This is a genomic window from Solibacillus merdavium (genome assembly GCF_014836935.1).
Classification (GTDB): domain Bacteria; phylum Bacillota; class Bacilli; order Bacillales_A; family Planococcaceae; genus Solibacillus; species Solibacillus ferritrahens.
This window is the reverse complement of the sequence record NZ_JACSPW010000012.1, coordinates 32,886-54,610: the sequence shown is the minus strand read 5'-3', so window position 1 is coordinate 54,610 and position 21,725 is coordinate 32,886. Positions and strand designations below refer to the sequence as shown.

Here is a 21,725-nt window from a genome sequence, read left to right as displayed (position 1 = left end):
CTCTCCTATTATCCATTTTTTAGCATTATACCATATAAATAAATACGGCCCAAAAGAGTCGTTAAAGAGATTTATTTGATACTGTGGAAAATAAAAGATTTATTTTTTGAAGTTTCTTGATTAAATTCCCAATCTCCATAAACTTGAACCTGCGAAAACCCTGCTCTTTTCAGTGATTCATATATTGTTTCCTGTGTTCTAAATTTCAATTGCATCTTTTCATGAATCATTACTTCTCCAGTGTGTTTTCTTTTTACCGTTTCATAAAACGTAAACACATCATTTACTAATCCTTCATATTGTGTCCAAATTTCAAGTGGCTCACCGTTCAACAAATCTGTTGCTAAATCAGGTGTCGTATCTTTTTCCCACTCTTCCCATACCTTTGCTAATGGATTACGAGTATCGAAAATAAAATGGCCTCCCTGTTTTAACGCTCGGAAAGCATCTGCAACAACCTTTTCCCAACTTTCCTCTGTGAGAAATACTTGTGCAACATTCGCAGTCATAATGACTGTTTCATATGTATTCGTTTGTAGATTTGTACTATCACCAACAATCCATGTTACTTCACTGGAATGTTGCTTATTTTTTGCATATTCAATTGCTTCTTCATTTGGGTCAATTGCTGTAATTTGATAGCCTGCTTTTGCAAAGTGAGTTGTTAATCTCCCTGTCCCACATCCTAAATCAGCTATTGTCTTTACATTGATCTTCTTTAATAATGTTAGAAAAAATTCATCGTCTTTTCCCCAACCATTTACTTGGTCATAAACTAATGGAATCATTGATTTACCTACTTTCTAGTTAACTTAATGCATTAATCTTCTATTAACTTATAATGGTTTCCAATCAAGATCTCTTACATCATTTTCGTTTGGTTTTCTTATAGCCCCAATACAACTTTCTTCACAAGCCCCAAATAAGACATAATTTTTCTGTGCCTTTCTTAAAGATGGTAGATTTGCGCCTCCCTCATAATCTGGGTCTTCATATTGAACTCCATCATCTTCCCAAAAACAGATACTACATATTTCATATGTTCCTGGAGGTTCTTCATCTAATGTTTTATAGCCACAACAAGGACAAGTATATTTCATTTAATCACCTCAATATATATTTTCTTTATTTACAGGCAAGAATTCAATAACTTACCAATATTTTGATATAATAAAAGTAAAAAATTGAGGGGGTATTATGAAGTCAGAAGATAAGAAACTTACAATGGAAGAAAAAAGTATGATTATTACAGAAGTTAATAAAGTATTGAACAGTGGCTTCCGAATATTAGGTTTTGATGGTGGAATGGCGTTTCCTCATTATCCATATTATTTATATTTCGGGGATTCTGATAAAGAATTGAGACGGTATTCTGTTAGTATATTTACTATTTGGCTTGGGTATTGGAATTCAGGATGCAGTTTCCGTTTTACTAAACAAAGTGAGTTATATAAGTATATTAAAGCCTTAGTTGAATACCAGGAAGAAATTGAAAAAGATTTCCCTGTATTATTTAATTATCTTGTTTCCTTTCTAATAGAACTTACCGAAAGTTATGATTATGCGGAAGAAAATCGGATGAAACAATATATTATTGAGATTGTGCATAAAGATTTTCTCGGTAAAAAGTCATATTATAGAGAAAAATATAGATATAGAATAAATTTTATTGAATTTCTAAAAGAGCTTAAAATTCAGGATTATGATAAACCATATGACTAAGATGGAAACATTACTCAGCTAAATAAAATGAATTTAACCATAAAATATTCACAGGTCCGAGAGTTAAATAAGCGGAGGATTTACCCTTATTTGAAAAATTGAGCTCGTTTCTCTGAAAATAAGGGTAGAAATTCCGCTTATGGTACGTTAACACCTCGATATTTTATGGATTTTTATGAAATAGACGGACTTTCTCCGTTTATTTTAGTGGTTTTTTTCTTTATTTGCTTAATAAGCGGAGTTGCTCTGTCTAATACTGTTATTCAGTAACAGTCATTCACCCATTATCCAAATTGATGCACTGCTCACTAGTCTACGTTGTCTCCACATGTTCTACCTTTTCGCTTAGTTCAATTAACTTCCCGTACTTCATCATTTTATAACAGTATATGATAAACATAATAAACCCAATAATTAATGCTATTCCTGCAATCACTACCGCAAATCCTAAAATAATATGTTGAGTAATTTCAAAAAGATAGATCGATGTAATGACAATCCATAAGCTCCCTACAACTAAATGCTTCACCCTTTTCGTGTAATTTACATGAGGTGTATTCTGAACAAAGCTAAAGAATATACCAAAAATATAATAATAGAAAAGAAGTTGAATGATGCTTGTTATAAACCCGTAAAGTAAAAACACTACTGTCGGGAAATTCTCTACTGCACTATATATGATAGGCATTTCTATTATAGATATGACTCCTGAAATATACGAAAGCAGGACAGCGGTTTTATTGTACTTTGACTCGGCATATTTTTGAATTGCTCTTGCAATGATAATATAGCCAATAATATCCGGTATAATATCAATTCCAAAATGAAAATCAATAATGATAAAAGCAAAGCCTATAAGTACCCGTGAAAAAAATCGACTCATTTATCTGTCCCTCGCTTCCATCACAAAATCATTCATCCATTTTTTAGGAGGAAGTTCATATATGTATTGTGCAATTCCCTCGGTAAATGGTTCTCCAGTCGCAAATGTGCCGTGAACAATAATATTCTTATATCTGGAATCCCAAATACGGTAGTTTGGAGAGATGCGAATCGATAGCTTTTCGCCTTTTTCTGTATTGTATGGAAGTGTCATCTGCTTATCTTCTTTATATAACTTGATATTCGCCAATGGAAATACCGTTTCTATTTCTTCTATAGTTCCAGCCTCTGTAATAGTAAATATTGTTTCTGATTCACCTTCTGCTGTATCACTACTTTGTACTCCGACAAACAAGTATTCTTTCTTCTTTGTAAGAACTTCCAATTTCAAAGGGAATTCCTGTTTTACACCATTAGAAAAAAATGCCGTTGCATTTTTGTTGGATGCAGCAGTTAATGCACTGTATTCATTTTCGTTTACTTTAAATTCGACCGAATGAAGATCATAATATGGATAGCTTTGTATAAGGGAATCACTTTCTTCAGTTTCTGTATTCACAGAGAAGTGATATGGTTTCGTATACGGTACTAGCTCCAGTTCGCCTACTTGAATAGATTTGAGTTCTATATCCTCATTATGATTTGTAACATAGCTCATATTAATAAAGCTCTCTTCCTCCATATGCAGTGCCTGTGTACCAATTGGAAGAATAATAGGCTCTTCGATTTCCTTTTGAAGTAAAATCACACTGCTTGTTGTAAAAATAATGAACGTTACAGCAAGCATCAAAATAAAGCGTTTGCTCATAATTTCATCCCTCCCCGGTAAATTATACCATATTTTGGATAAAATGAGGTTTTACATATAAAAAACCCCCGCAAAGTGAGCTACTCTTCGCGAGGATAATTATTTAAACAGTTTCTTTCACGTGTGGTGCAACGGTTTCCCTCACCTCTTCTATCCTTCCTTTTGAAATGAGGAACCTTGCAAAAAATCAAGTATATACAATGTTCCACAAACTTTTATTTACGAACGTTATTTTGAATTATAAAATCAACTTGATACTAGATACATCTATACTGCATTAATAAAGAAGCGCCCTGGTGAAGCTTTTATTTCAAAAAAGTATTTTTCTTTCCTCTTCAAACCTTCTAATTTAACCCCTTTTCCAGAGGATATTGGAAATTCATCAATAATTACATCGCCCTTTTCATCTTTTACTCTTAGATACACATTACTATCACTATTAGCATCATTAATAATCTCCTTCTTCCAAAAAACGCTATCATATATCACATAATCTTGAGTATTAATCCCATCGGCAGAGAATCTAATACTTTGCCATTCTTCACTGTCATCCGTTATATGTGCAATTGCTGTAACCTTTGGGAAAAAGAATTGATTAACAACCCCTACATCTTGTATTACTAATGCACTTATTGTAGTAATCATAAAGGTCAGCAAAATAGCTGTAATCACTTGAAATCGGCGCTTTTTGTTAATGAGGTTAAACGGTTTTTTCGCAACCTCTACATTTGTTTCGACTATTTGTATGGTGGGTTGCTGCATCAGTTGCATAGTTTTTTTACAATCTTGGCAATGCTCAATATGTTCTTCCACTGCTGCACCTGTTTCTTTACTACAAATTCTATCTATATAGGACGGCATCAAATCCTTTATAATATTACAATTCATCCAAATCCACCCTTTCTGCTAATTTGCATTTTGCACGATAATATGTAACCCTTGCCCAGTTTTCACTTTTCTCATAGATATCACCTATTTCCTTAAAACTTAAATCCATAGTTATCCGAAGTAAAAAAATTTCAGCATACGGTTCTTGTAATTGCCGAATTTCTTGGTGGATTCCACGTAGTGTACTTTCTTTAATCATTGCGATATCAGGCAAATCTTCCTTTGAACGTATATCTACACCTGCTTTAATTAAGTAATCAATACTCGTATGATTTCGATGCTTTGCCTTCTTTAAATAATCAAAATAGCTGTGCTTAGCAATTTGACATAACCAAACTGAAATTTTGCATTCGCCATTGTAACGATGAATCGATTTAACCGCTTGATAAAACGTTTCCTGTGTTAATTCTTCTGCTAAATCCTCACTTGATGTTAAACAAAGAAGAAAAAGTTTTACTTCATTGGCATAGGATTTATAGATTTCACTTAAATCCTCCACTAAATACCTCCCTCCAACATCCTTAAATTGAGTTCACTTATATATAGAATGAAACAAAGATTCGTTACAATTAATGCTAAATTAATTTAATGAATTTTATAATCTAATATGTATGGAAAATTCCCAAAGCGTCGTTTCGGGATATAAGCAGCTAAAATTTAACACCTTATTCAATTGAATAAGGTGTTTAAGTGTCACATTTAAGAACGTTATTTTGTATTGATTTGTAGTTAACTATTAAATTAGTTTCGAATAAATAACCATTGTTAATGGGATTGATGTACCCATAATACAAGTTAAAACAATTAAAACCTGTGTAGCACTTAAATTAATAAATCCAAGTGAGCCCGTCAAGAAAATTAGAATTGTAATTGATCCGAATAAAGTAAAATAATTTATTGTCATACTTTTACCTACAATTTCTTTTGTTCGCTCATCTTTCGGAAATAAATGAGGTGACAAATAGGACATCATTAGCGCACTTATTCCTAAGAAAAAAATCATAATTCCTTCTGGAAAATCATCATTAGCAATATATGGGTAATTAATATAAATACTTAGTGGAATCATAATAATGCCTAAAAATAAGTATGATAGTTGATTTTCACGTGCTTTTTTCATTTAGAATCCCCCTTCAATCTTGCAACTGAAAATTTCCGCCAATTTAAAGCTAGTTACATATTTTTGAAAAACAAGTTCCAAAAGCGGGATTGGTAACGAATTTTAAGATGTTTGTCATACTTAACCCGTTATTCAGTATAATGTTTAACTAATTCCCATTCACTGTCCGGATTATCATTATCTGCTTTTTTCCAAATTTGTCCGCTGTTTGTTTCATATAAATACATCCACCCATCATTCAAAATTAACTCAAAATTTTCAATCGAAGTAGTATTTGATTTTGAAGCTTCCAAACCTAATCCAACATTATTAAGAGCATCTGAAATGAACTTAGATGCAATTATAATACTAATACTTAAAAACACTATTGAACAAAATAGTAGTAATCCCTTTTTATTATCCAATTTCATCACCTCTTTAACCTTCCCAAACGGCCGTTTAAATTGACGATCATGTATAGTTCCCCTAAATTTCCCCGTCTGTTTTATCGATTTCTGAAACAACATTTCTAACTTTTTTAAATAATTTTGTTTTGTCCAGCTACCAAATTCGTCTTTGTCGTTAAAATCATTTTCAGCTAGTATTGTATTGAATCTTATTAAATCCGATTGCATTTCTTCTACGATTTCTGCTGAAAGGTTGGATTTAGAAATAAAGGAATATCTAATTAAGTAGCCATTTAATTTCAAAAGCATTTCAGAATCATCTTTATTTATTGTTTTACTCGTTTCACCTATTTTAAGTGCATGTGAGGTACTTATACCTGTATCTTCTAATTGTTTTGAAAGAAATGCTAGATCAGACCCATTTTCATTTTGTTTTCCAGTCTAGAGATAGTTTTGTGTATACTTATCAAATCTTTTTAATATACTCGTACACATCTTTAGCCTGCAAATTAAGTAAACTAGCAATCTCTGAAATTTTTTTGCCTTCATTTTTCATTTCTTCTATTTTTGTCTCCAATACGTTCTCGTATTCTTCTACAATATCGAATAACGGGCTTAATAAAGACTCCCACGATTCAAGGTTTGCGGAATTGCTTATTTCAACAATATCATTTAATAGTACTTTTAATTCTTTGTGCTGAATATTATATTTCCCATTTAACACTTGCTTTTCTGTAAGGAAATCAACTATTTTAATTATACTTTTTAGAAAAGATTCCAATGAATCGGCAAGATAAATGCCGTTATCCCAACTGCCCATTCCATGCATCAATAATGATACAGGGTATCTATCTGCATTCAATTCAGTAATAACTGGGTCTCCACACAGAGTTTCATATGCAATGACAATCCAATTTTCATCCCAAGTATCCTCTTCATCCGTTACAAGAGACTTTCCATCAGGATCAACGCTATATCCTACTTGACATTCATCCAATTGTTCAAAAGGAAAAATTTCAATATTAATAAAGTCTTTTATTTTGTCGCATTCCAACTTAATCAAGTCCATATTTCTCTTAATTTCCTCTTTTTGATAACTAGAATCGAATGATATATTTTGCATTATGACTACATTCCAATCTATACTTTATATTTTTCATCTCGTCATAGGTCTATGATGATGTTACATAGAATTCTATTATTACCAAAATTATACCATAATTTGAATTTACATTAAAAAATCCCCGCGAAGTCAATTACTCTTCGCGAGGATGATCATTTATACGGTTTGTTTCACTTGTGGCGCAACGGTTTCCCACACCTTTTCTATGCGGTCTACTGCTGCTTGATCCAATGTAAAGCCGTTTTCTGTTTTTGTCACTTGAGAATCTACTATATAGATTGGACTCGATATCGTTGTAGCTCCTAAAATGGAAAGTATCGGCTTCAATGAGTACTCCAAAGCCAATAAATGCGCAATTGATCCGCCTATGGCTACCGGTATGACTGTCTTATTTTCCAGCCCTTTTTGCGGTAATAAGTCGATGAAGGTTTTTAAAATCCCCGTAAATGAGCCTTTATAAATTGGAGTTAAGAAAAATACAATATCCGCTTCCCCTACTTTTACTATTTCCTTTGAAATTGCTTCACTTGCAAAGTTGGCTGTAATTAAATCCTGTGCAGGCAGTTGGTGTACCTGAATTGTCTCATGTGTAATACCTTGCGCATCTAATAAGGTTTCAATATATTGCTGAATTCCCGTTAATCGTGACGAAATACTATTGCCGCCATTAATTAATATCGCTTTTGTCATTTTTCACTCCTCCTAAACTTGTTGTAATGCATATCTTGATGGCACTTGCTGTAAGCCTAAATTTTCTCGTAATGTATTGCCCTCATATTCTGTACGGAAGACTCCGCGTTTTTGAAGTTCCGGAATGACCAGATCAATAAAATCCGTAAATCCTCCCGGGAAGTATGGCGGCATTAAATTAAAGCCATCCGCCGCATCGTTATCCACCCATTCTATTAACTGATCGGCAATTTGACTAGGCGAACCGAATATAATTCGATGTCCTCGGGAGCCGGCAATTTTTAAATACAGCTCACGGATTGTCAGGTTCTCACGCTCAGCAAGCTCGATAATAAGCTGTTGACGACTGCGGTTGCCGTTAGTTGGCGGAATATCTTTTGGAAGTGGACCATCCAAATCATAGCCTGATAGATCAATACCTAGATAATCTTCCAAAAAGTCCAGGCCAATTTCCGGTGTGATTAATTGCTGCAGCTCTTCATATTTTGCACGAGCCTTTTCCTCTGTTTCCGCTACATAAACCGAAACACCCGGCATGATTTTTATATCATCACGATTACGACCTGCTGCGACTGCCTTGTCTTTTAACTTTTTATAAAAGCTTTGTGCATCCGCTAATGTTTGCTGGGCTGTAAAAATGACATCTGCCTGTTTTGCGGCTAGTGTTGTCCCTGCTTCTGAAGAGCCTGCCTGCACTAATACTGGTCTCCCCTGCGGTGGTCGGGATGAATTTAATGGTCCGCGCACCGAATAGTATTCGCCTTTATGATTTAACGTGTGCAGCTTCCCTTTTTTAATATATTCGCCTGTTTCTTTATTACGTGCGAGTGCATCATCCTCATAGGAATCCCATAAGCCTTTTACCACTTCAACAAATTCATCTGCCCGATCATATCGTAACGAATGGTCCAAATGCTTATCTTGATTGAAGTTGCTTGCCTCTGCTTCATAATAGCTCGTGACAATATTCCAAGCCGCTCGCCCTCTACTTAAATGATCCAGCGAAGAAAATTTTCGGGCGATATGGAAAGGCTCATTATACGTAGTGGATGCCGTACCTGTTAAGCCGATATTTTTAGTTACCGTTGATAGCACACTTAATAATGTCAGTGGCTCAAAGCGTACTTGTTCAGCCGGATGTGACAATTCATTAAAAGATAGGCCGTCACTCAAAAACAGCATATCAAGTTTTCCTTGCTCCGCTTTTATGGCTACTTCTTTAAAAAACTCTACATTTTCACTAGCATCTGCCTGAGCATCCGGGTGACGCCAAGAAGCGATGTGATGACCCGTTCCCATTAGAAATACACCTAGCTTTATTTGCTTTTTCGTCATGATGATCCCCCTATACTACTTGCTTTTCGCGTTCAGCCAAAATTTCATGCACAAGCGGAATTACTTTTTCACCAATGTCCGTAATGACCTCTAAATGAGGGAATCCACGAAGTAATACTTTATCAAATCCTAAATCTACAAACTCCACGATTCGTTCTGCAACTTGCTTCGGCGTTCCAACTAAGGAAATCGAATTGCCTGATAATACTTGTGTGAGCCCTGCCCAAATATTTGGTGCAATGACAAAGTTATTATCCTTTGCCTCTAGCATTAGCTGATGCAGACGATTTACGCCAACTGCCCCGTTCTTTAATGTGTTTTCGTGTTTTGCTGCTAACACTTCCGGTGCAATTTGGCTAATAATTTTATTGGCATTTTTAAATGCGTCTTCTTCCGTTTCTCCTAGAACAACCTGGAATGACACACTGTATGATAAATTGCGGTTTTTCTCTTTTGCGAGTTTGACAACCGACTCCAGCTCTTCTTTTGTTGTTTCCAATGTTTCACCCCACAGCATGTAAACATCCGCCACATCTGTAGCGACTTCTTTTGCAATTGGTGAAGAGCCCCCAAAGAAAATTGGTGGTGCTTCTTTTACTGGTAACGGCAAGTTCGCACCTTTTAATGTGTAGAACTCTCCATCATAATCAAACGTCTCTCCATTGAATAAACGTTTTAAAATTTCGATATACTCACGCGTACGCTTGTAGCGGTCCGTATGTGATAAAAAGTCGCCGTCATTTTCCAGTTCCTTTGGTGCTCCACCTGTTACTACGTTTACGAATACTCGATTATTCGTCCAGTAGTTGACTGATGCGAATTGCTTTGCTAATTGTGTTGGAGCTGTTGAACCGGGACGTACAGCAAACAGGAAATTTAATGTTTTTGTATGTGCAGTTAAATGAGACGCTGCGACTAAAGAATCGACGCAGTTTCCACCAATCGGTAACAGTAATGTTGAGAAGCCGGCTTTTTCTGCAGCTTGAGCAATCTGTGTAATATACTCAACAGAAGGCTCACGATCCGAATCTACGCCAACGCCAGACCATGTTTGTTGGCCTTTATTCGAAACTTGATTCCCTATATACTCACTGTCTCCGGAAGTTGGTGCCATTGTAATGAACTCTACTTTTGTCATGTTATTTCCTCCTTATTGTACAGCCGGTGCGCTTGGTACTACTTCTTCAGCCGGCAGTTCCTTTGAAATTTGAATTTCACCTGAATTTACCTGTTCTATAACCTGTGCAAATGATTGGTTTGCTGCAATATTAATAAATGAAATCTGTTCTTCCTTCGCCTTTTTATAAGATAGTTCACAAAACGTTTCAGGCGGTGCGATAAATGTCGTTGCCCCTTGCTCAATGGCTTTACGTAATGTGGCACCGCGTCGACCTTCTGTTAAATCGAGTGCCGGGTTACGAAAATCTTCTATAGAATGGTCTTTTTGAATAATACGTAAAATTGTTCCTTCCACGATTGGTGTTACAATACCTTCATCATTAACTACTACTGCAATTGTCATATTCAAATCCTCCTGTTATTTTGTAATGTGCGCGACTTCGGCAGCCTTTTGAAGACTTTGTGCCAAGTCTGCTTTAATATCTTCAATGTCCTCTAAACCGATGGATAAACGGATTAACCCTGGTGTTACACCACTTGCAAGCTGCTGCTCAGCCGTTAATCGGGAATGCGATGTACTTGCCGGATGAATAACAAGTGATTTTGAATCGCCTACATTTGCAACATGTGAAAGGAGCTGTACATTGTTGATAAATGCTTTCGCCGCCTCTAACCCGCCTTTAATGCCGAAGCTAAAAATAGAACCTGCACCTTTTGGTAAATATTTTGCTACTAAGTTTTGCGGGTCATTTCCCTGTAATGTCGGATAATTTACCCATTCCACTAATTCATGCTGTGCTAAATACTCCGCTACTGCCTGTGCATTCACAACATGCTGGCGTACGCGAACAGCCAAAGATTCAAGCCCTTGAATAAATAGCCATGCATTAAACGGTGACAATGTTGCCCCTAAATCATGACCTAATTCAAAACGGGCTTTTGCGATAAACGCTTTTTCACCGGCAGCTTCAACAAATGACCGGTTATCAATTAATTCATTTGGTCGTACAAATGTTGGAAAGCGTGGTTCTTTCCATTCGAATTTACCTGAATCAATAATTGCTCCACCTAGAGAAGTTCCGTGTCCGCCAATAAATTTTGTCGTTGAATGAACAACGATATCTGCGCCAAATTCGATTGGCTTTGATAAATAAGGTGTAGCAAATGTATTATCAACAATCAGCGGCACGTCATGGCGGTGTGCAACTTGTGCCAATCCCTCTATGTCAGCAATTTCTAAGCTTGGATTACCGATTGTTTCTGTAAATACGGCACGTGTCTTTTGGTTGATCGCAGCTTCAACTTGCTGTAAATCAGATCCTTCGACGAAGCGTACTGTCACACCAAAGCGGGGTAATGTTTTGGAAAATAACGTATAAGTACCACCGTACAGCGCATTTGTTGCAACAATTTCCTCACCCGCCTGCGCCAAAGTTAATACGGCAATTAAAATGGCCGCCTGACCTGACGAAACAGCAAACCCTCCAACTCCCCCTTCAAGTGCAGCGAGACGTTCTTCAAAAACGGCATTCGTTGGATTTGCATTGCGGGAATATAAATAGCCGCTGCCTTGTAGTTTAAAAAGACTTGCCGCATGCTCTGTATCATCAAATACATAAGATGTCGTCTGATATAGCGGAACTGCACGTGAACGGGTTACCGGATCTACTGTTTGCCCTGTATGTAAGGCAATGGTTTCTTGATTAAAAAATGTCATAGTTGATACTCTCCTTTAGTAAAGAAAATTTTTAGTGAGTGTAAGTAATTGCTGTTCAGTCAGTTCACCCTTGACGGTGTGTACGACTTTTCCGTCTTTCACAAATAAAGTTGTTGGTAATGTTAAAATTTCATAGGCCTCTTTTAGTTCTCCGTTTCGATCCAACAAAATAGGAAACGATAAATTAAATTGTGCTAAATACCGGTTTACTAGTTTTGTTGGTTCCTCCACATTCACCGCATACAGCTCGATATTTTGAGCTTGCAGTGTTGCGTAAGCTGCTTCAAACGCTGGCATTTCCCGCTCACATGGAGGACAATACGTTGCCCAGAAATTGAGAATGTAGCTGCCTTCTGAAGGAATGGTAACTTGTTGACCAGTAGTGGTTAGAAGTTTAATATGATCGATTTTTGCTTCTGCATGACTGCTCGTTACGTTTGATACAATGGAGTAACTGAGCGCGATGATTAGTACAATGACAAGGGTTAGCTGTGTAGCTTTTTTCATTTCAGCGTGACCTCCACTTCAGGCATTTCATGTAATTCACCGTAGCTGACATGCGAGATGATTTTGTAGGTACCTTGACCATCAAAGCTCGTTTCAATTGAATACAGGCCATTGCCTTCATTTGTAGGCGTTACGGTTCCAATCGAAGTACCATCGGGATTGATCAATTCAAACTCAAGTTCTGCCCCGCTGCTGATTGGTTCGTTATTGACTGTGACAAGTGAAGTGATCTTCACTGGCTCAAAGGCCCCCACTTCATGTTTTGTTGCCTTTATCGTCACTTCAAGTGTTTCGGCAGACAGTGCGCTACAGCCGGCAAGCAGTAACACGAATAAATAAAGTAATTTCTTCACTTACTATCCGCCTTTAAATTCGTCCAAAACAACAGACGTTTTTTAATCTTTTCAAAGGCGATCATGACCGTGACGATAATAATACTGTTAAAAATAATGCCGGCTAACACATAGTGGTATTGTGAAAAATCACTGTAATATTGAATGAAGAATCCCATTCCCGATGAAGCACCGAACATTTCAGCAATCGTTAAAATTAAAAAGCTCATTGCCAGTGACGTACTGGCACCACTTAAAATGTGAGGTGCACTCGCAGGTAAAACGACTTTCAATAAGAATGTTGGACCTTTTAACCCAAGTGATTTTGCATTATCCAAATAATGCTTTTCTATTAAAAGAACTCCGTGAATCGTTCCTAAGAAAACGGGCCAAAATGCTCCGATAAAAATAAGTGACATCGATGCTGTTTGAAACGTCGGTAAAATTGCGATGACATATGGAATAAACAATGTCGGAGGAATCGGGCTTAATGCATGGAAATATGGCATTAACACTTCTCGCGATCTTCTGTTTAATCCGAAGAACAGCCCCCCTACAACTCCTATGATTAATGCTCCGAAAAATCCTGGAATGAGCAGCTTCATCGAACTCACAACACCGTTTAAAAGTTCGCCGATTTTTACACTAAATGACTGGATAACCGTTATTGGCTGAGGGAATATAACCGGATTAATCCACGTTGCATATTTTGTGACGATTGCCCAAACCGCAATGAATATAATTCCTATCAAAATAGTAAGATTATAGCGTTTAAAAAATGTGAGCATTCACTCTCACTCCCTACTTAAATGTTCTGTTCATTGAAACGAACTAATTGCTCTTTGTAATACGAATCGTCCGGATACTGTTCGATTAATTCACTTAATGCTTTTTCATAAAGATCGATATTGACATAGTCATTCACATCAATGTCGTCAACATTTTCTACATAGCCAATTTCCTTCATTTGTTCCCACATTTGAACAACCTTTTCTTTACTAGGATCTGAAGAATAATGGGAATGTGATTCATTAACAATTTTATTAATTACCTCTTCATCAACGTTCATATATTCTTTCGCAGCGGTAATGGCAGCTTCAGGATCTTCAATTTTTTTACGCTCTGCACGGATTATTGCTTTTAAAAATCGCTTATACGCTTCGCCATCGTCTTCAGCTAATAATTCTGAACGAGTTACAACACGGCAACAAACATGACCTTCCTGTAAGTCATTGCTCCAGGCAACTGCTTCTAGCCCCATCTCAACCCCCTGTGCATAAAATGAGTTGGCAGATACGGCAACATCCACTTTCCCGGATGCAACAGCTTCAAGTAACATACTACCTGTTTTAAATTCAATAATTTCCAAGTCTGTTTTCCAGTCAATGCCTGCATCTTCAAGCGCTGATCGGAACACGATATCCGAAGTGAAAATACGGATTGTACCGACTTTTTTTCCTTTATAGCTTTCAAGAGATGTATACTGTCCGGCATTTTCCTTTTTCGTTAATATCGGATGACCGCCTTCCAAATGTCCTCCGATAATCGAAAAATCAGAGCCATTGGCGATAAATGTTAAGGGACCTGCAGTACCAAATGTTAAGCCAACATCAATTTTCCCAGCCTGCAAAGCATTTAGCCCATCTGCTGAATTCGCAAAGCCTACCCGATTCACCTCGATGTTTTCCTCTTCAAAATAACCTTCCTGGTGGGCTATATCGACTAACACTCCACCCGCAGATTGACTTAATCCAACAGTAATTTCATAATCATTCGACGCCTTGCCTTGTGAAATTTGCTTTTCATCCCCGCAGGCACCAAGTATCCCTGCCGTTATTGCTAAAGATGCCAGCCATTTCAGTTTACTTTTTTGCATTATCCATCCTCCTAAATTCCTGCTCCATCAGTTATTTCTGTTTTTAAACTGTTAACGATTTGCTCATTCATTTCGTTTAATAATGATTCCCGGAATGCCCGGAATTGCGGGTCCTCAAAGAGTTTTTGACGATTTGTTCCTTTTTTCTGAACCGGTACTTCGATGCTTTTTGTAACTGCACCGTTTTTTCCAGGGGCAAAAATGATAATTCTGTCCGCTAAGTAAATCGCTTCATCGACATCATGTGTTACAAAAACTACTGTGCGCTTTTGCTCAGCACTAATTTGAACGATTAAATCCTGTAGCTTTATACGAGTTACCGGATCCAGTGCCCCGAATGGTTCATCCATTAACAGTAAATCTGATCCGAAACTTAAAGCTCTTGCAATAGCTGCACGCTGCTTCATGCCGCCTGACATTTGACCAGGATACTTTTTAATGGCATGCCCTAAATTAACGAGTGTTAAATATTGTTCTGCAATATGCGCGAGCTCTTTTTTCGGCATTTTCTTATTGCGCTGTTTTAAGGCAAGCATGACATTGGATTGTGCATTCAGCCAAGGGAATAACGAGTAATCCTGAAATACTACACCACAATCCGGGTGCGTTTGCCTCACTGATTTTTCATCAATTACAATGTCACCGTCGGAAAACGGCTCCAGTCCAGCAATCATCCGAAGTAATGTGCTCTTCCCGCATCCAGAAGGTCCCATAAATACAAGGAATTCACCTTCTTTTACTTCAAGCTGGATATCATTGAGAATTTTTGTCTTATCATCGTAGCTAAAATCAATATTGTGCACTTTAATTTTTGTTTTTTTATGAGTCTGTTCCAAACTTGGTAATTCAGGTTCTTGCACTTGGCGTTCTAATAGTTGAACCATTAAATCACTCTCCCAGTAAAAATTTTTTACCTAATGCTTGAAGCGATGTATCAACTGGAACATGCAATGTCATCGTTCGAAGGTTGCGCCAATAGCGATCAAATCCATAATAACTCGCTGTAGACCGGCTTCCCATCACTTCAAATATTTTCGAAGTAATATCTAACCCAACCTGCGTTGTAAATATTTTTGCTGTCTGTAGGGCATTATCCAGCTCACTTCGGTCGTTTGCTGTTATCGTTTCAGGATGATCCCATAGCTGCTGCAATAATTGATCCGCTTTTTTTACAACCAAATTCGCTGCTTCAATCTGTACAAAAAACTGACCGTAGTGATGTTGAATGATGGGATCTTCAATTGCTGAAGTCTGTGTCATTGAACGCGGTCTTGTTTGTTCTCTTGTATAAGAAAGAGCTGATTTTAATGCACCTTCTGCAATACCAAGATATACATGGTTTAACACAAATGTTGCAATATTTAAGCGGAGCTGTGAAAACTCGCTTGCATAAAAACCGCGTTGCAATACTTCTGAAGGAAGCACTTCTACCTGCTGAAATTGTATGGACCCACTATCAGTTTGACGTTGCCCCATATTATCCCAGTCTCCATTTATTTCTACACCTATCCGATTACTCGGAATAACGGCCAACAAAGGTTCATTTTGGCCATCCAGTAAAGCCGATACTAATAAAATATCCGAATCGACACTGCCTGAACAAAATGTTTTAATCCCGTCTAATACATAACCAGTCGGAGTTCTTTCAGCTTTTAGCTTAATATCTACTGGATTGAAAGCATTTCCCCAAAAGTAATTATGCTTAGCTGTCTCTCTGTAAAAGTGTTCCTTTTGCTGCGTAGTTCCACATAAATGTGGTGTAACTAAATTAATAAAATGGTAACCAAACACATGTGCAAGCGAGCTATCTACATGCGCGAAAGTTCTTATAACATTAAATACGTCATGCCAATTACCACCTAAACCACCGTATTCAGTCGGAATTATAAGTTTTAAAAGCCCACTTTCTCGTATTAAATCACGCTCTTGCTTTGCATTTCCCCCATCCTTATCCCGTTTCACTGCAGTTTTCTCAAACTGAGCGGCGAGTTGAAGGGCTATCTCTTCAAAGTGTGCAACTGCTGTCATCGTACCTGCTCCTTTAAATAAGTCATAGAATTTTCTTGCAATTCAGTAATCTTAATTCGTAAGTTTACAGACTGAATTATTCAAAGTCAATAGTGAATTTAAACAATTCATACAGGAATAATATGTTTTAAGCAAATCAGTGTATTAAACCGCTTTACTTTGTATCTTTTAACAGTGTTTTAATTTTAATGGTGCTTTGAAATTAAGTATGATAATCCTTATCTTATTTTTTATATGTTAAATTCTGAGGGTAAGGAAACGCGAACTAAATCAAAATGATATTCTTAACATTGAACCGTTGTTCCATTCCGGGACCGATGCTTTCCCCGGGCACGGCTCCAGCTAACTAAATTGTGCCTACAACGGCAGGCACAATTCAGTGGATCTTCCGCGCGTAGTGCTCCTGCGGTTACTCGTCGCAAAATAAATTTCGCTGTTCCCGGTCGAGTCACGGTCCCTCCACTCCAATCAACTTATTCATCTCTTTAAATAAAGTGAGATACGATATCGCTCCCAATAGTTGACGTGTATAGCTTTACAAACAAACATTAATTAACATAATTATTTCCATTAATAATGTTTGTATCTTTCTTTCCGTACAATACTTTCCTTGGATTTATAATGATGATTAAAACTGCTACTACTAAATAAGAAATTGCGTTATACATGATTAAATCGATTAAGTTTCCGTTTATTAAACCAATAAAAAGATTAAAGAATTGGTGAATGATAATCGGTATTATTAAATTCTGATTTAAGTTATAAAAGGCTGTCATGACGATCTTAATAGACATGATTGCAATCATAAAAAATAATATATATTTGATTAAATCAATCCCCACAAACCCTGTAGTAAACCATATTGGTAGATGCCAAATACCCCACCAAAATCCAATGATTATCGAAGCTTTTAATGGTGAGTGCTTCTTTTGAAGCTCAATTTGAGCGAAACCTCTCCACCCTAGTTCTTCTCCTAGTGGCCCAGAAAGAAGGTTTTTGAAAAAGAAATAGATCAGCATTCCCCATGAAGAGACAGTAAAAATAGAGTCTACTTCACTATTATTAGATACAGTAAACAAAATTATCAAAAATATAAAAACTTGAATCATACTCGTAGCAAGAATGATAGAAATTTTAAGTTTATGCTTGAATTTCTCTTTTACAAATTGTATAAAACTCTGCCCAGGATAGATTTTTTTAAACAGCACTGCAAAAGCAAAAGTTGAAGACCAAGCTGCTATACAGAACATTACATCAATGACCCATGTAGGAAAGCCTAACATGTGTGTCGCTCCTACAAGAAAAAAAAGGGGTAAAAAAATGATATTGGTTAGTAAAATAAAACTTGCTACTGGTTTTTTTAGTTTTTTTTCTCTATTCATGCATTATCCCCGTTTCAAACTAAGTATTTTATAAATATAATAATGTCCATATTTACTAATACCTTCAGCTTAAACCTAGGAGTTACTCACAGGTCAATACATGTCTGCATTATTTTATAGGTGCATAAATTTCTAAAAAAACACGTTCAAGTCCATCTTCATAAATGGTAAGTAATAGATTTATATAAACTAGCCCCAAAAGTTCATACCCTTTTTCTAATGCTACTTTTCTTAAACTAGCTTCCACACTATGATCAATATTTTCCCCACCAGTTGACCATCTTCCATTTTCAATAACCGTATAAATACATTTTGGATGGGATAGAATTTCACCTTCTATTTCTTGATCAAAGTCTTCTACTTTTCTTACAATTATAAACTTTTCTTCTAGAATTCCTTTTTCATTGAAACGAATAATTCTTCTTAAAGATGTTAGGGTAACTGCTTTCTTTAAGCTGTCTGTGTTCTTTTTTAGAGTGCCATATTCATCATACGCAGTAAAATGTTCTATTTCCCCCTTTATTTCTAAAGGATTCATTTCTTTTACTGTATATTCCCCTAAGAATTGTTTGATTTTTTCGCAATCTTTTTTTACTATCTGAATCTTTTTTAAAAGAAGTTTTTTATATTCTATTTCATCCAAAACATCTTGTTCTTTCTCTTCTAATAATGATTCTATTCCCTCTATACTCTTACTTTTTCTTAATTCCTGGATTTTTTTAATTTCAATATCAAGTTCTCTATAGAAATTTACTGTTGCTATATCATAAATATCAAAATGATTATATTTTCTATACCCATTTTCAATATTTTGCTTAGGCTTTACTAATTCCTTTTCTTCATAAAATTTCAAGGTATCTCTAGATACATCTAAAAATTTTGCTACTTGTCCTATTGTGTACATACATAATACCCCCTTTATCATTGCTATATATTCTTTATAATATCAGTACCTTTTCTATATCATTTTACATTGGCAAAAATAACGTTAGATCACTTCAACTAACGTGCTGCTTTAGTGCAACAAGGATTAATAAGCGGATGATTTCCCCTTATTTGAAAAAATGTGTTCGTTTTACTGAAAATAAGGGTAGAAATTCCGCTTATGTACACTAAAACATGTAAATTTCATGTTGATTTTAATCAATAGACGGAATTCCTCCGTTTATTTTCGTGTTTTTTTAATTTTTTTACTTAATAAGTGGAATTTCTCCTTCTATTTCGGTCGCTGGTTCTTCTAAAGTAAAAAGATTAACTAATTTCTTAACAGTCGCAGCAGCTGTAAACCATCAGACGGATATCCACTATATCCTCGTATCCACCGAGGATAAGTAATAGGTATAATCGTGAATAAAAATTGGGAAAAATTCAAAACTGTTGTCGCCCATAAGAGTGAATATAAATCCCCTAAAGAAGTATTAAAAGTGAACAATAAACATATGAGGGTAACTAGCAATGACATGGCTGGACCACCAATTAAAGAAATAACACATTGTTTTTTATTTAGTTCATATCCCCAATAACAATAACCTTTATATGACCAAATAATATGAAAATGAAGTCTTCCTAATCTAAAATTCTCCCTGTTATTTTCATTTGAATTACCTAAATAAATGTGTGCGTGACACTTTGAAGTAAAGACGACTCCGAGTCCATGCCCTATTTCATGCAATAGAACTGTAAGTGGCCATATTACTAAATAAAAAAGTAGAAATATTAACAAATCATTCTCCCTTTCAATTTAATGCTTCTTATTGCATGAGCCTGCACCATTACTTTATAGTATACATTAACATAAATATCCATTTTCCTTCTGAAGTATTCTTTGGGGAAACGGAGAATATGAGAGGTGTGTTTTTATTGAAGTACTTTATAAGAATTTTAGTTGCTCTTGCTTTATGTGCAGTTATTTGGATAGTTCACCCTGCAAGAGAACAAGTAAGAGAATTAGAAAAAGAGCTTAGTTATCAATACTCAACCGCAAACAAATTACTGAGAAATACGGTTGAGGAACTACTTGAATGGAACTTTAGTCAACCCATAACAGCTGAGGAAAAAGATTATATTCATGGGCTTTACGTTGAGATTAGTGAGATAACAGATTTAATATTCCGTGGAAATGTGGTGCATTTAGAATGGAAGAATCGAATGTATGATATTCAAGCATATCTCCAACGTTATATGTTTGGTCCTCCCCTTTTAGAGGAGGATGTTGCGGATTTGAATCAGGCTTTACAAGCAATTTTATTTATTACTATCGATTATCGAGAATTTGTTAAATATCCTGATTATGGAGCTATGCATGATGAAAAACATGAAATGGTTGAAAAAATTAAAAAACGCCTAGAAACTCAATATTAATTCACATAATAACTCTAACTTTTCGATTTGAAGTTTAAGAACATTTTAAAAAGTCACGAAATGCTGTTTCACCAACGTTTCGTGACTTTCCTGTTCCTCCTATGTAATCCTGTTACTGCATTACTTGATAATAAAAATAAATATTATAGAATGCTGGGACAAGCAGAGCAAAAGCGAGCGATAATACAGCGCCCCACTTGTTATAATTTAAAAGCTGCTCGTTACCGCTTTTCATATGCTGCAAAAACGAAAGCGAAAAATACAGACAGCTTATTAAGAAAATCGGTGTAACGAATGACATCCATATTGCCGAATTAAATTGATTTACCATTTCCATAAAATCACCTCGTTTTCCAGTATACTGTATGAAGTACTAATTGTGTTTACAAATTAAAAAAGCGCGCACCTTTTCATGATGTGCACGCCAAAATAATGTTAATTCGATTTCAAAAAACTCGGATCCATATAGGCAGGGTTTGGGTATTTGTAGAAGCCTTCACCTGTTGAAATGCCCATTTTGCCTTGATCAATCATTTCACGTTTAATTTTGTCGGCAACAAATTTGGCAGCCGGGTCATGCTCGGCACGCATTAAATTCAGGTTATATGGTGTTTCCATTCCGACGATATCATAAATGGCAAATGGTCCCCGAGGCGAACCCGTTGAAATCATCCAGTTTTTATCAATTGTCTGCGGATCAGCAATATCTTTCACCCAAAGCTCCATTGCCGCAGATAAAAATGGAACTAGTAATGTGTTTAGGATGTAACCAGGCTGCTCTTTTTTCAGCACAAATGGAATCATGCCGATTGCACGAGCGAAATTTGCCACCTGCTCTACGTACTTTGCATCTGTTCCCGGGTGTCCCATTATTTCGGCCGTATTGTTTTGCCAAATCGAGTTGGCAAAGTGCAATGCGAGGAATTTTTCAGGACGACCTGTATACGCTGCAAATTGGCTTGGCAACAAGGTAGAAGAGTTTGAAGCAAATACTGTTTTCTCAGGCGCCACTTTCCCAAGATTTTCATAGAAACTCTGTTTAATTTCGATGCGCTCCGGTACTGCTTCAACAACGATGTCCGCATCTTTTGTTGCCTCCGCTAAATCAGTAAAAAACTTCAGATTGCTGAATGCTTTCTCAGCACGGTTAGTATCATTAAAATACTCACCATATGTTGTTCTTAATGTTGCCATACGCTCTTTTGCTGCCTCAATAGCTCTCGAATTTATATCATAAACACTTACATTAAAGCCGAAAAATGCGGACTGAAATGCTATTTGACTCCCTAAAACACCACTACCTGCAATCGTTACATTTTTGAAATGCATAAAAACCGCTCCTTTTAGTAAAATTATTTCTAATATTCAAGAATAATTTATCTATTTTAAGGCGATTTATCGGTATTATATACATATAAAGAAATGTTAATTTAAGGAGAATTGATGTGG

The 21,725-nt window shown here is 36.1% G+C and carries 26 protein-coding genes; 2 read left to right on the top strand and 24 right to left on the bottom strand.

Going from position 1 to position 21,725, the window contains the following annotated elements:
* Positions 1-71: 71 nt before the first annotated feature.
* Both H9632_RS13070 and H9632_RS13065 read right to left on the bottom strand, forming a co-directional pair.
* Complete coding sequence (locus tag H9632_RS13070; RefSeq protein WP_191704509.1) at positions 72-788, bottom strand: class I SAM-dependent methyltransferase; 717 nt, start codon at positions 786-788, stop codon at positions 72-74.
* 48 nt (positions 789-836) lie between these two features.
* Positions 837-1,100: a CPCC family cysteine-rich protein gene (locus H9632_RS13065; RefSeq protein ID WP_191704508.1), complete on the bottom strand. Its 264-nt coding sequence runs from the start codon at positions 1,098-1,100 to the stop codon at positions 837-839.
* A gap of 97 nt (positions 1,101-1,197) precedes the next feature.
* Between H9632_RS13065 and H9632_RS13060 the strand changes: the two genes are divergently transcribed.
* Positions 1,198-1,722 carry a carbamoyl-phosphate synthase small subunit gene (locus H9632_RS13060; RefSeq protein ID WP_191704507.1) on the top strand — a complete coding sequence of 175 codons (525 nt, stop codon included), beginning with the start codon at positions 1,198-1,200 and terminating at the stop codon, positions 1,720-1,722.
* 313 nt (positions 1,723-2,035) lie between these two features.
* On the opposite strand, the gene H9632_RS13055 is transcribed toward H9632_RS13060, so the two are convergent.
* The 20 genes from H9632_RS13055 to H9632_RS12960 form a co-directional block, all read right to left on the bottom strand.
* On the bottom strand, positions 2,036-2,605 hold the full coding sequence (locus H9632_RS13055) for a hypothetical protein (RefSeq protein WP_191704506.1): 570 nt from the start codon (positions 2,603-2,605) through the stop codon (positions 2,036-2,038).
* Positions 2,606-3,412, bottom strand: coding sequence for a hypothetical protein (locus H9632_RS13050; RefSeq protein ID WP_191704505.1), 807 nt, complete (start codon positions 3,410-3,412; stop codon positions 2,606-2,608).
* Between the two features lie 267 nt (positions 3,413-3,679).
* On the bottom strand, positions 3,680-4,300 hold the full coding sequence (locus tag H9632_RS13045) for a zf-HC2 domain-containing protein (protein WP_191704504.1): 621 nt from the start codon (positions 4,298-4,300) through the stop codon (positions 3,680-3,682).
* Complete coding sequence (locus H9632_RS13040; protein ID WP_191704503.1) at positions 4,290-4,799, bottom strand: RNA polymerase sigma factor; 510 nt, start codon at positions 4,797-4,799, stop codon at positions 4,290-4,292. Before H9632_RS13040 ends, H9632_RS13045 begins: the two co-directional genes overlap by 11 nt.
* A 237-nt stretch (positions 4,800-5,036) precedes the next feature.
* Positions 5,037-5,420 carry a hypothetical protein gene (locus H9632_RS13035; RefSeq protein ID WP_191704502.1) on the bottom strand — a complete coding sequence of 128 codons (384 nt, stop codon included), beginning with the start codon at positions 5,418-5,420 and terminating at the stop codon, positions 5,037-5,039.
* Between the two features lie 128 nt (positions 5,421-5,548).
* Positions 5,549-6,115, bottom strand: a complete 567-nt coding sequence (locus H9632_RS13030) for a hypothetical protein (RefSeq protein ID WP_191704501.1) — start codon at positions 6,113-6,115, stop codon at positions 5,549-5,551.
* Between the two features lie 157 nt (positions 6,116-6,272).
* Positions 6,273-6,929, bottom strand: a complete 657-nt coding sequence (locus H9632_RS13025; protein ID WP_191704500.1) for an SMI1/KNR4 family protein — start codon at positions 6,927-6,929, stop codon at positions 6,273-6,275.
* 156 nt (positions 6,930-7,085) lie between these two features.
* Positions 7,086-7,619 (bottom strand): NADPH-dependent FMN reductase, encoded by a 534-nt coding sequence (gene ssuE / locus H9632_RS13020; protein ID WP_191704499.1) that lies wholly within the window; start codon positions 7,617-7,619, stop codon positions 7,086-7,088.
* Between the two features lie 12 nt (positions 7,620-7,631).
* Positions 7,632-8,960 carry an LLM class flavin-dependent oxidoreductase gene (locus H9632_RS13015; protein ID WP_318247701.1) on the bottom strand — a complete coding sequence of 443 codons (1,329 nt, stop codon included), beginning with the start codon at positions 8,958-8,960 and terminating at the stop codon, positions 7,632-7,634.
* Positions 8,961-8,964: 4 nt separating this feature from the next.
* On the bottom strand, positions 8,965-10,092 hold the full coding sequence (locus H9632_RS13010) for an LLM class flavin-dependent oxidoreductase (RefSeq protein WP_191704497.1): 1,128 nt from the start codon (positions 10,090-10,092) through the stop codon (positions 8,965-8,967).
* Between the two features lie 12 nt (positions 10,093-10,104).
* Positions 10,105-10,476, bottom strand: coding sequence for a chemotaxis protein CheY (locus tag H9632_RS13005; RefSeq protein WP_191704496.1), 372 nt, complete (start codon positions 10,474-10,476; stop codon positions 10,105-10,107).
* 15 nt (positions 10,477-10,491) lie between these two features.
* Complete coding sequence (locus tag H9632_RS13000; protein WP_191704495.1) at positions 10,492-11,790, bottom strand: O-acetylhomoserine aminocarboxypropyltransferase/cysteine synthase family protein; 1,299 nt, start codon at positions 11,788-11,790, stop codon at positions 10,492-10,494.
* A 15-nt stretch (positions 11,791-11,805) separates the two neighbouring features.
* Positions 11,806-12,297 (bottom strand): redoxin domain-containing protein, encoded by a 492-nt coding sequence (locus H9632_RS12995; RefSeq protein WP_191704494.1) that lies wholly within the window; start codon positions 12,295-12,297, stop codon positions 11,806-11,808.
* Positions 12,294-12,650 carry a FixH family protein gene (locus H9632_RS12990; protein ID WP_191704493.1) on the bottom strand — a complete coding sequence of 119 codons (357 nt, stop codon included), beginning with the start codon at positions 12,648-12,650 and terminating at the stop codon, positions 12,294-12,296. Before H9632_RS12990 ends, H9632_RS12995 begins: the two co-directional genes overlap by 4 nt.
* Positions 12,647-13,417 carry an ABC transporter permease gene (locus tag H9632_RS12985; RefSeq protein WP_191704492.1) on the bottom strand — a complete coding sequence of 257 codons (771 nt, stop codon included), beginning with the start codon at positions 13,415-13,417 and terminating at the stop codon, positions 12,647-12,649. The genes H9632_RS12990 and H9632_RS12985 overlap by 4 nt, the downstream gene beginning before the upstream one ends.
* 17 nt (positions 13,418-13,434) lie before the next feature.
* Complete coding sequence (locus H9632_RS12980) at positions 13,435-14,505, bottom strand: ABC transporter substrate-binding protein (RefSeq protein ID WP_191704491.1); 1,071 nt, start codon at positions 14,503-14,505, stop codon at positions 13,435-13,437.
* A gap of 11 nt (positions 14,506-14,516) precedes the next feature.
* Positions 14,517-15,389, bottom strand: coding sequence for an ABC transporter ATP-binding protein (locus H9632_RS12975; RefSeq protein WP_191704490.1), 873 nt, complete (start codon positions 15,387-15,389; stop codon positions 14,517-14,519).
* Between the two features lie 4 nt (positions 15,390-15,393).
* Positions 15,394-16,533, bottom strand: a complete 1,140-nt coding sequence (locus tag H9632_RS12970; RefSeq protein ID WP_191704489.1) for an acyl-CoA dehydrogenase family protein — start codon at positions 16,531-16,533, stop codon at positions 15,394-15,396.
* 548 nt (positions 16,534-17,081) lie between these two features.
* Positions 17,082-17,915, bottom strand: a complete 834-nt coding sequence (locus tag H9632_RS12965; RefSeq protein ID WP_191704488.1) for a CPBP family intramembrane glutamic endopeptidase — start codon at positions 17,913-17,915, stop codon at positions 17,082-17,084.
* 109 nt (positions 17,916-18,024) lie between these two features.
* On the bottom strand, positions 18,025-18,819 hold the full coding sequence (locus H9632_RS12960; RefSeq protein WP_191704487.1) for a MerR family transcriptional regulator: 795 nt from the start codon (positions 18,817-18,819) through the stop codon (positions 18,025-18,027).
* A 779-nt stretch (positions 18,820-19,598) separates the two neighbouring features.
* On the opposite strand from H9632_RS12960, the gene H9632_RS12955 reads away from it, so the two are divergent.
* A complete protein-coding gene (locus tag H9632_RS12955) occupies positions 19,599-20,276 on the top strand; it encodes a hypothetical protein (RefSeq protein WP_191704486.1) in 678 nt (225 codons plus the stop codon).
* Positions 20,277-20,388: 112 nt separating this feature from the next.
* Here H9632_RS12955 and H9632_RS12950 read toward each other — a convergent pair whose 3' ends face one another.
* Positions 20,389-20,613 (bottom strand): hypothetical protein, encoded by a 225-nt coding sequence (locus H9632_RS12950; protein WP_225223838.1) that lies wholly within the window; start codon positions 20,611-20,613, stop codon positions 20,389-20,391.
* A 98-nt stretch (positions 20,614-20,711) separates the two neighbouring features.
* Positions 20,712-21,605 carry a 3-hydroxyacyl-CoA dehydrogenase gene (locus H9632_RS12945; RefSeq protein WP_191704485.1) on the bottom strand — a complete coding sequence of 298 codons (894 nt, stop codon included), beginning with the start codon at positions 21,603-21,605 and terminating at the stop codon, positions 20,712-20,714.
* Between the last annotated feature and the right edge of the window lie 120 nt (positions 21,606-21,725).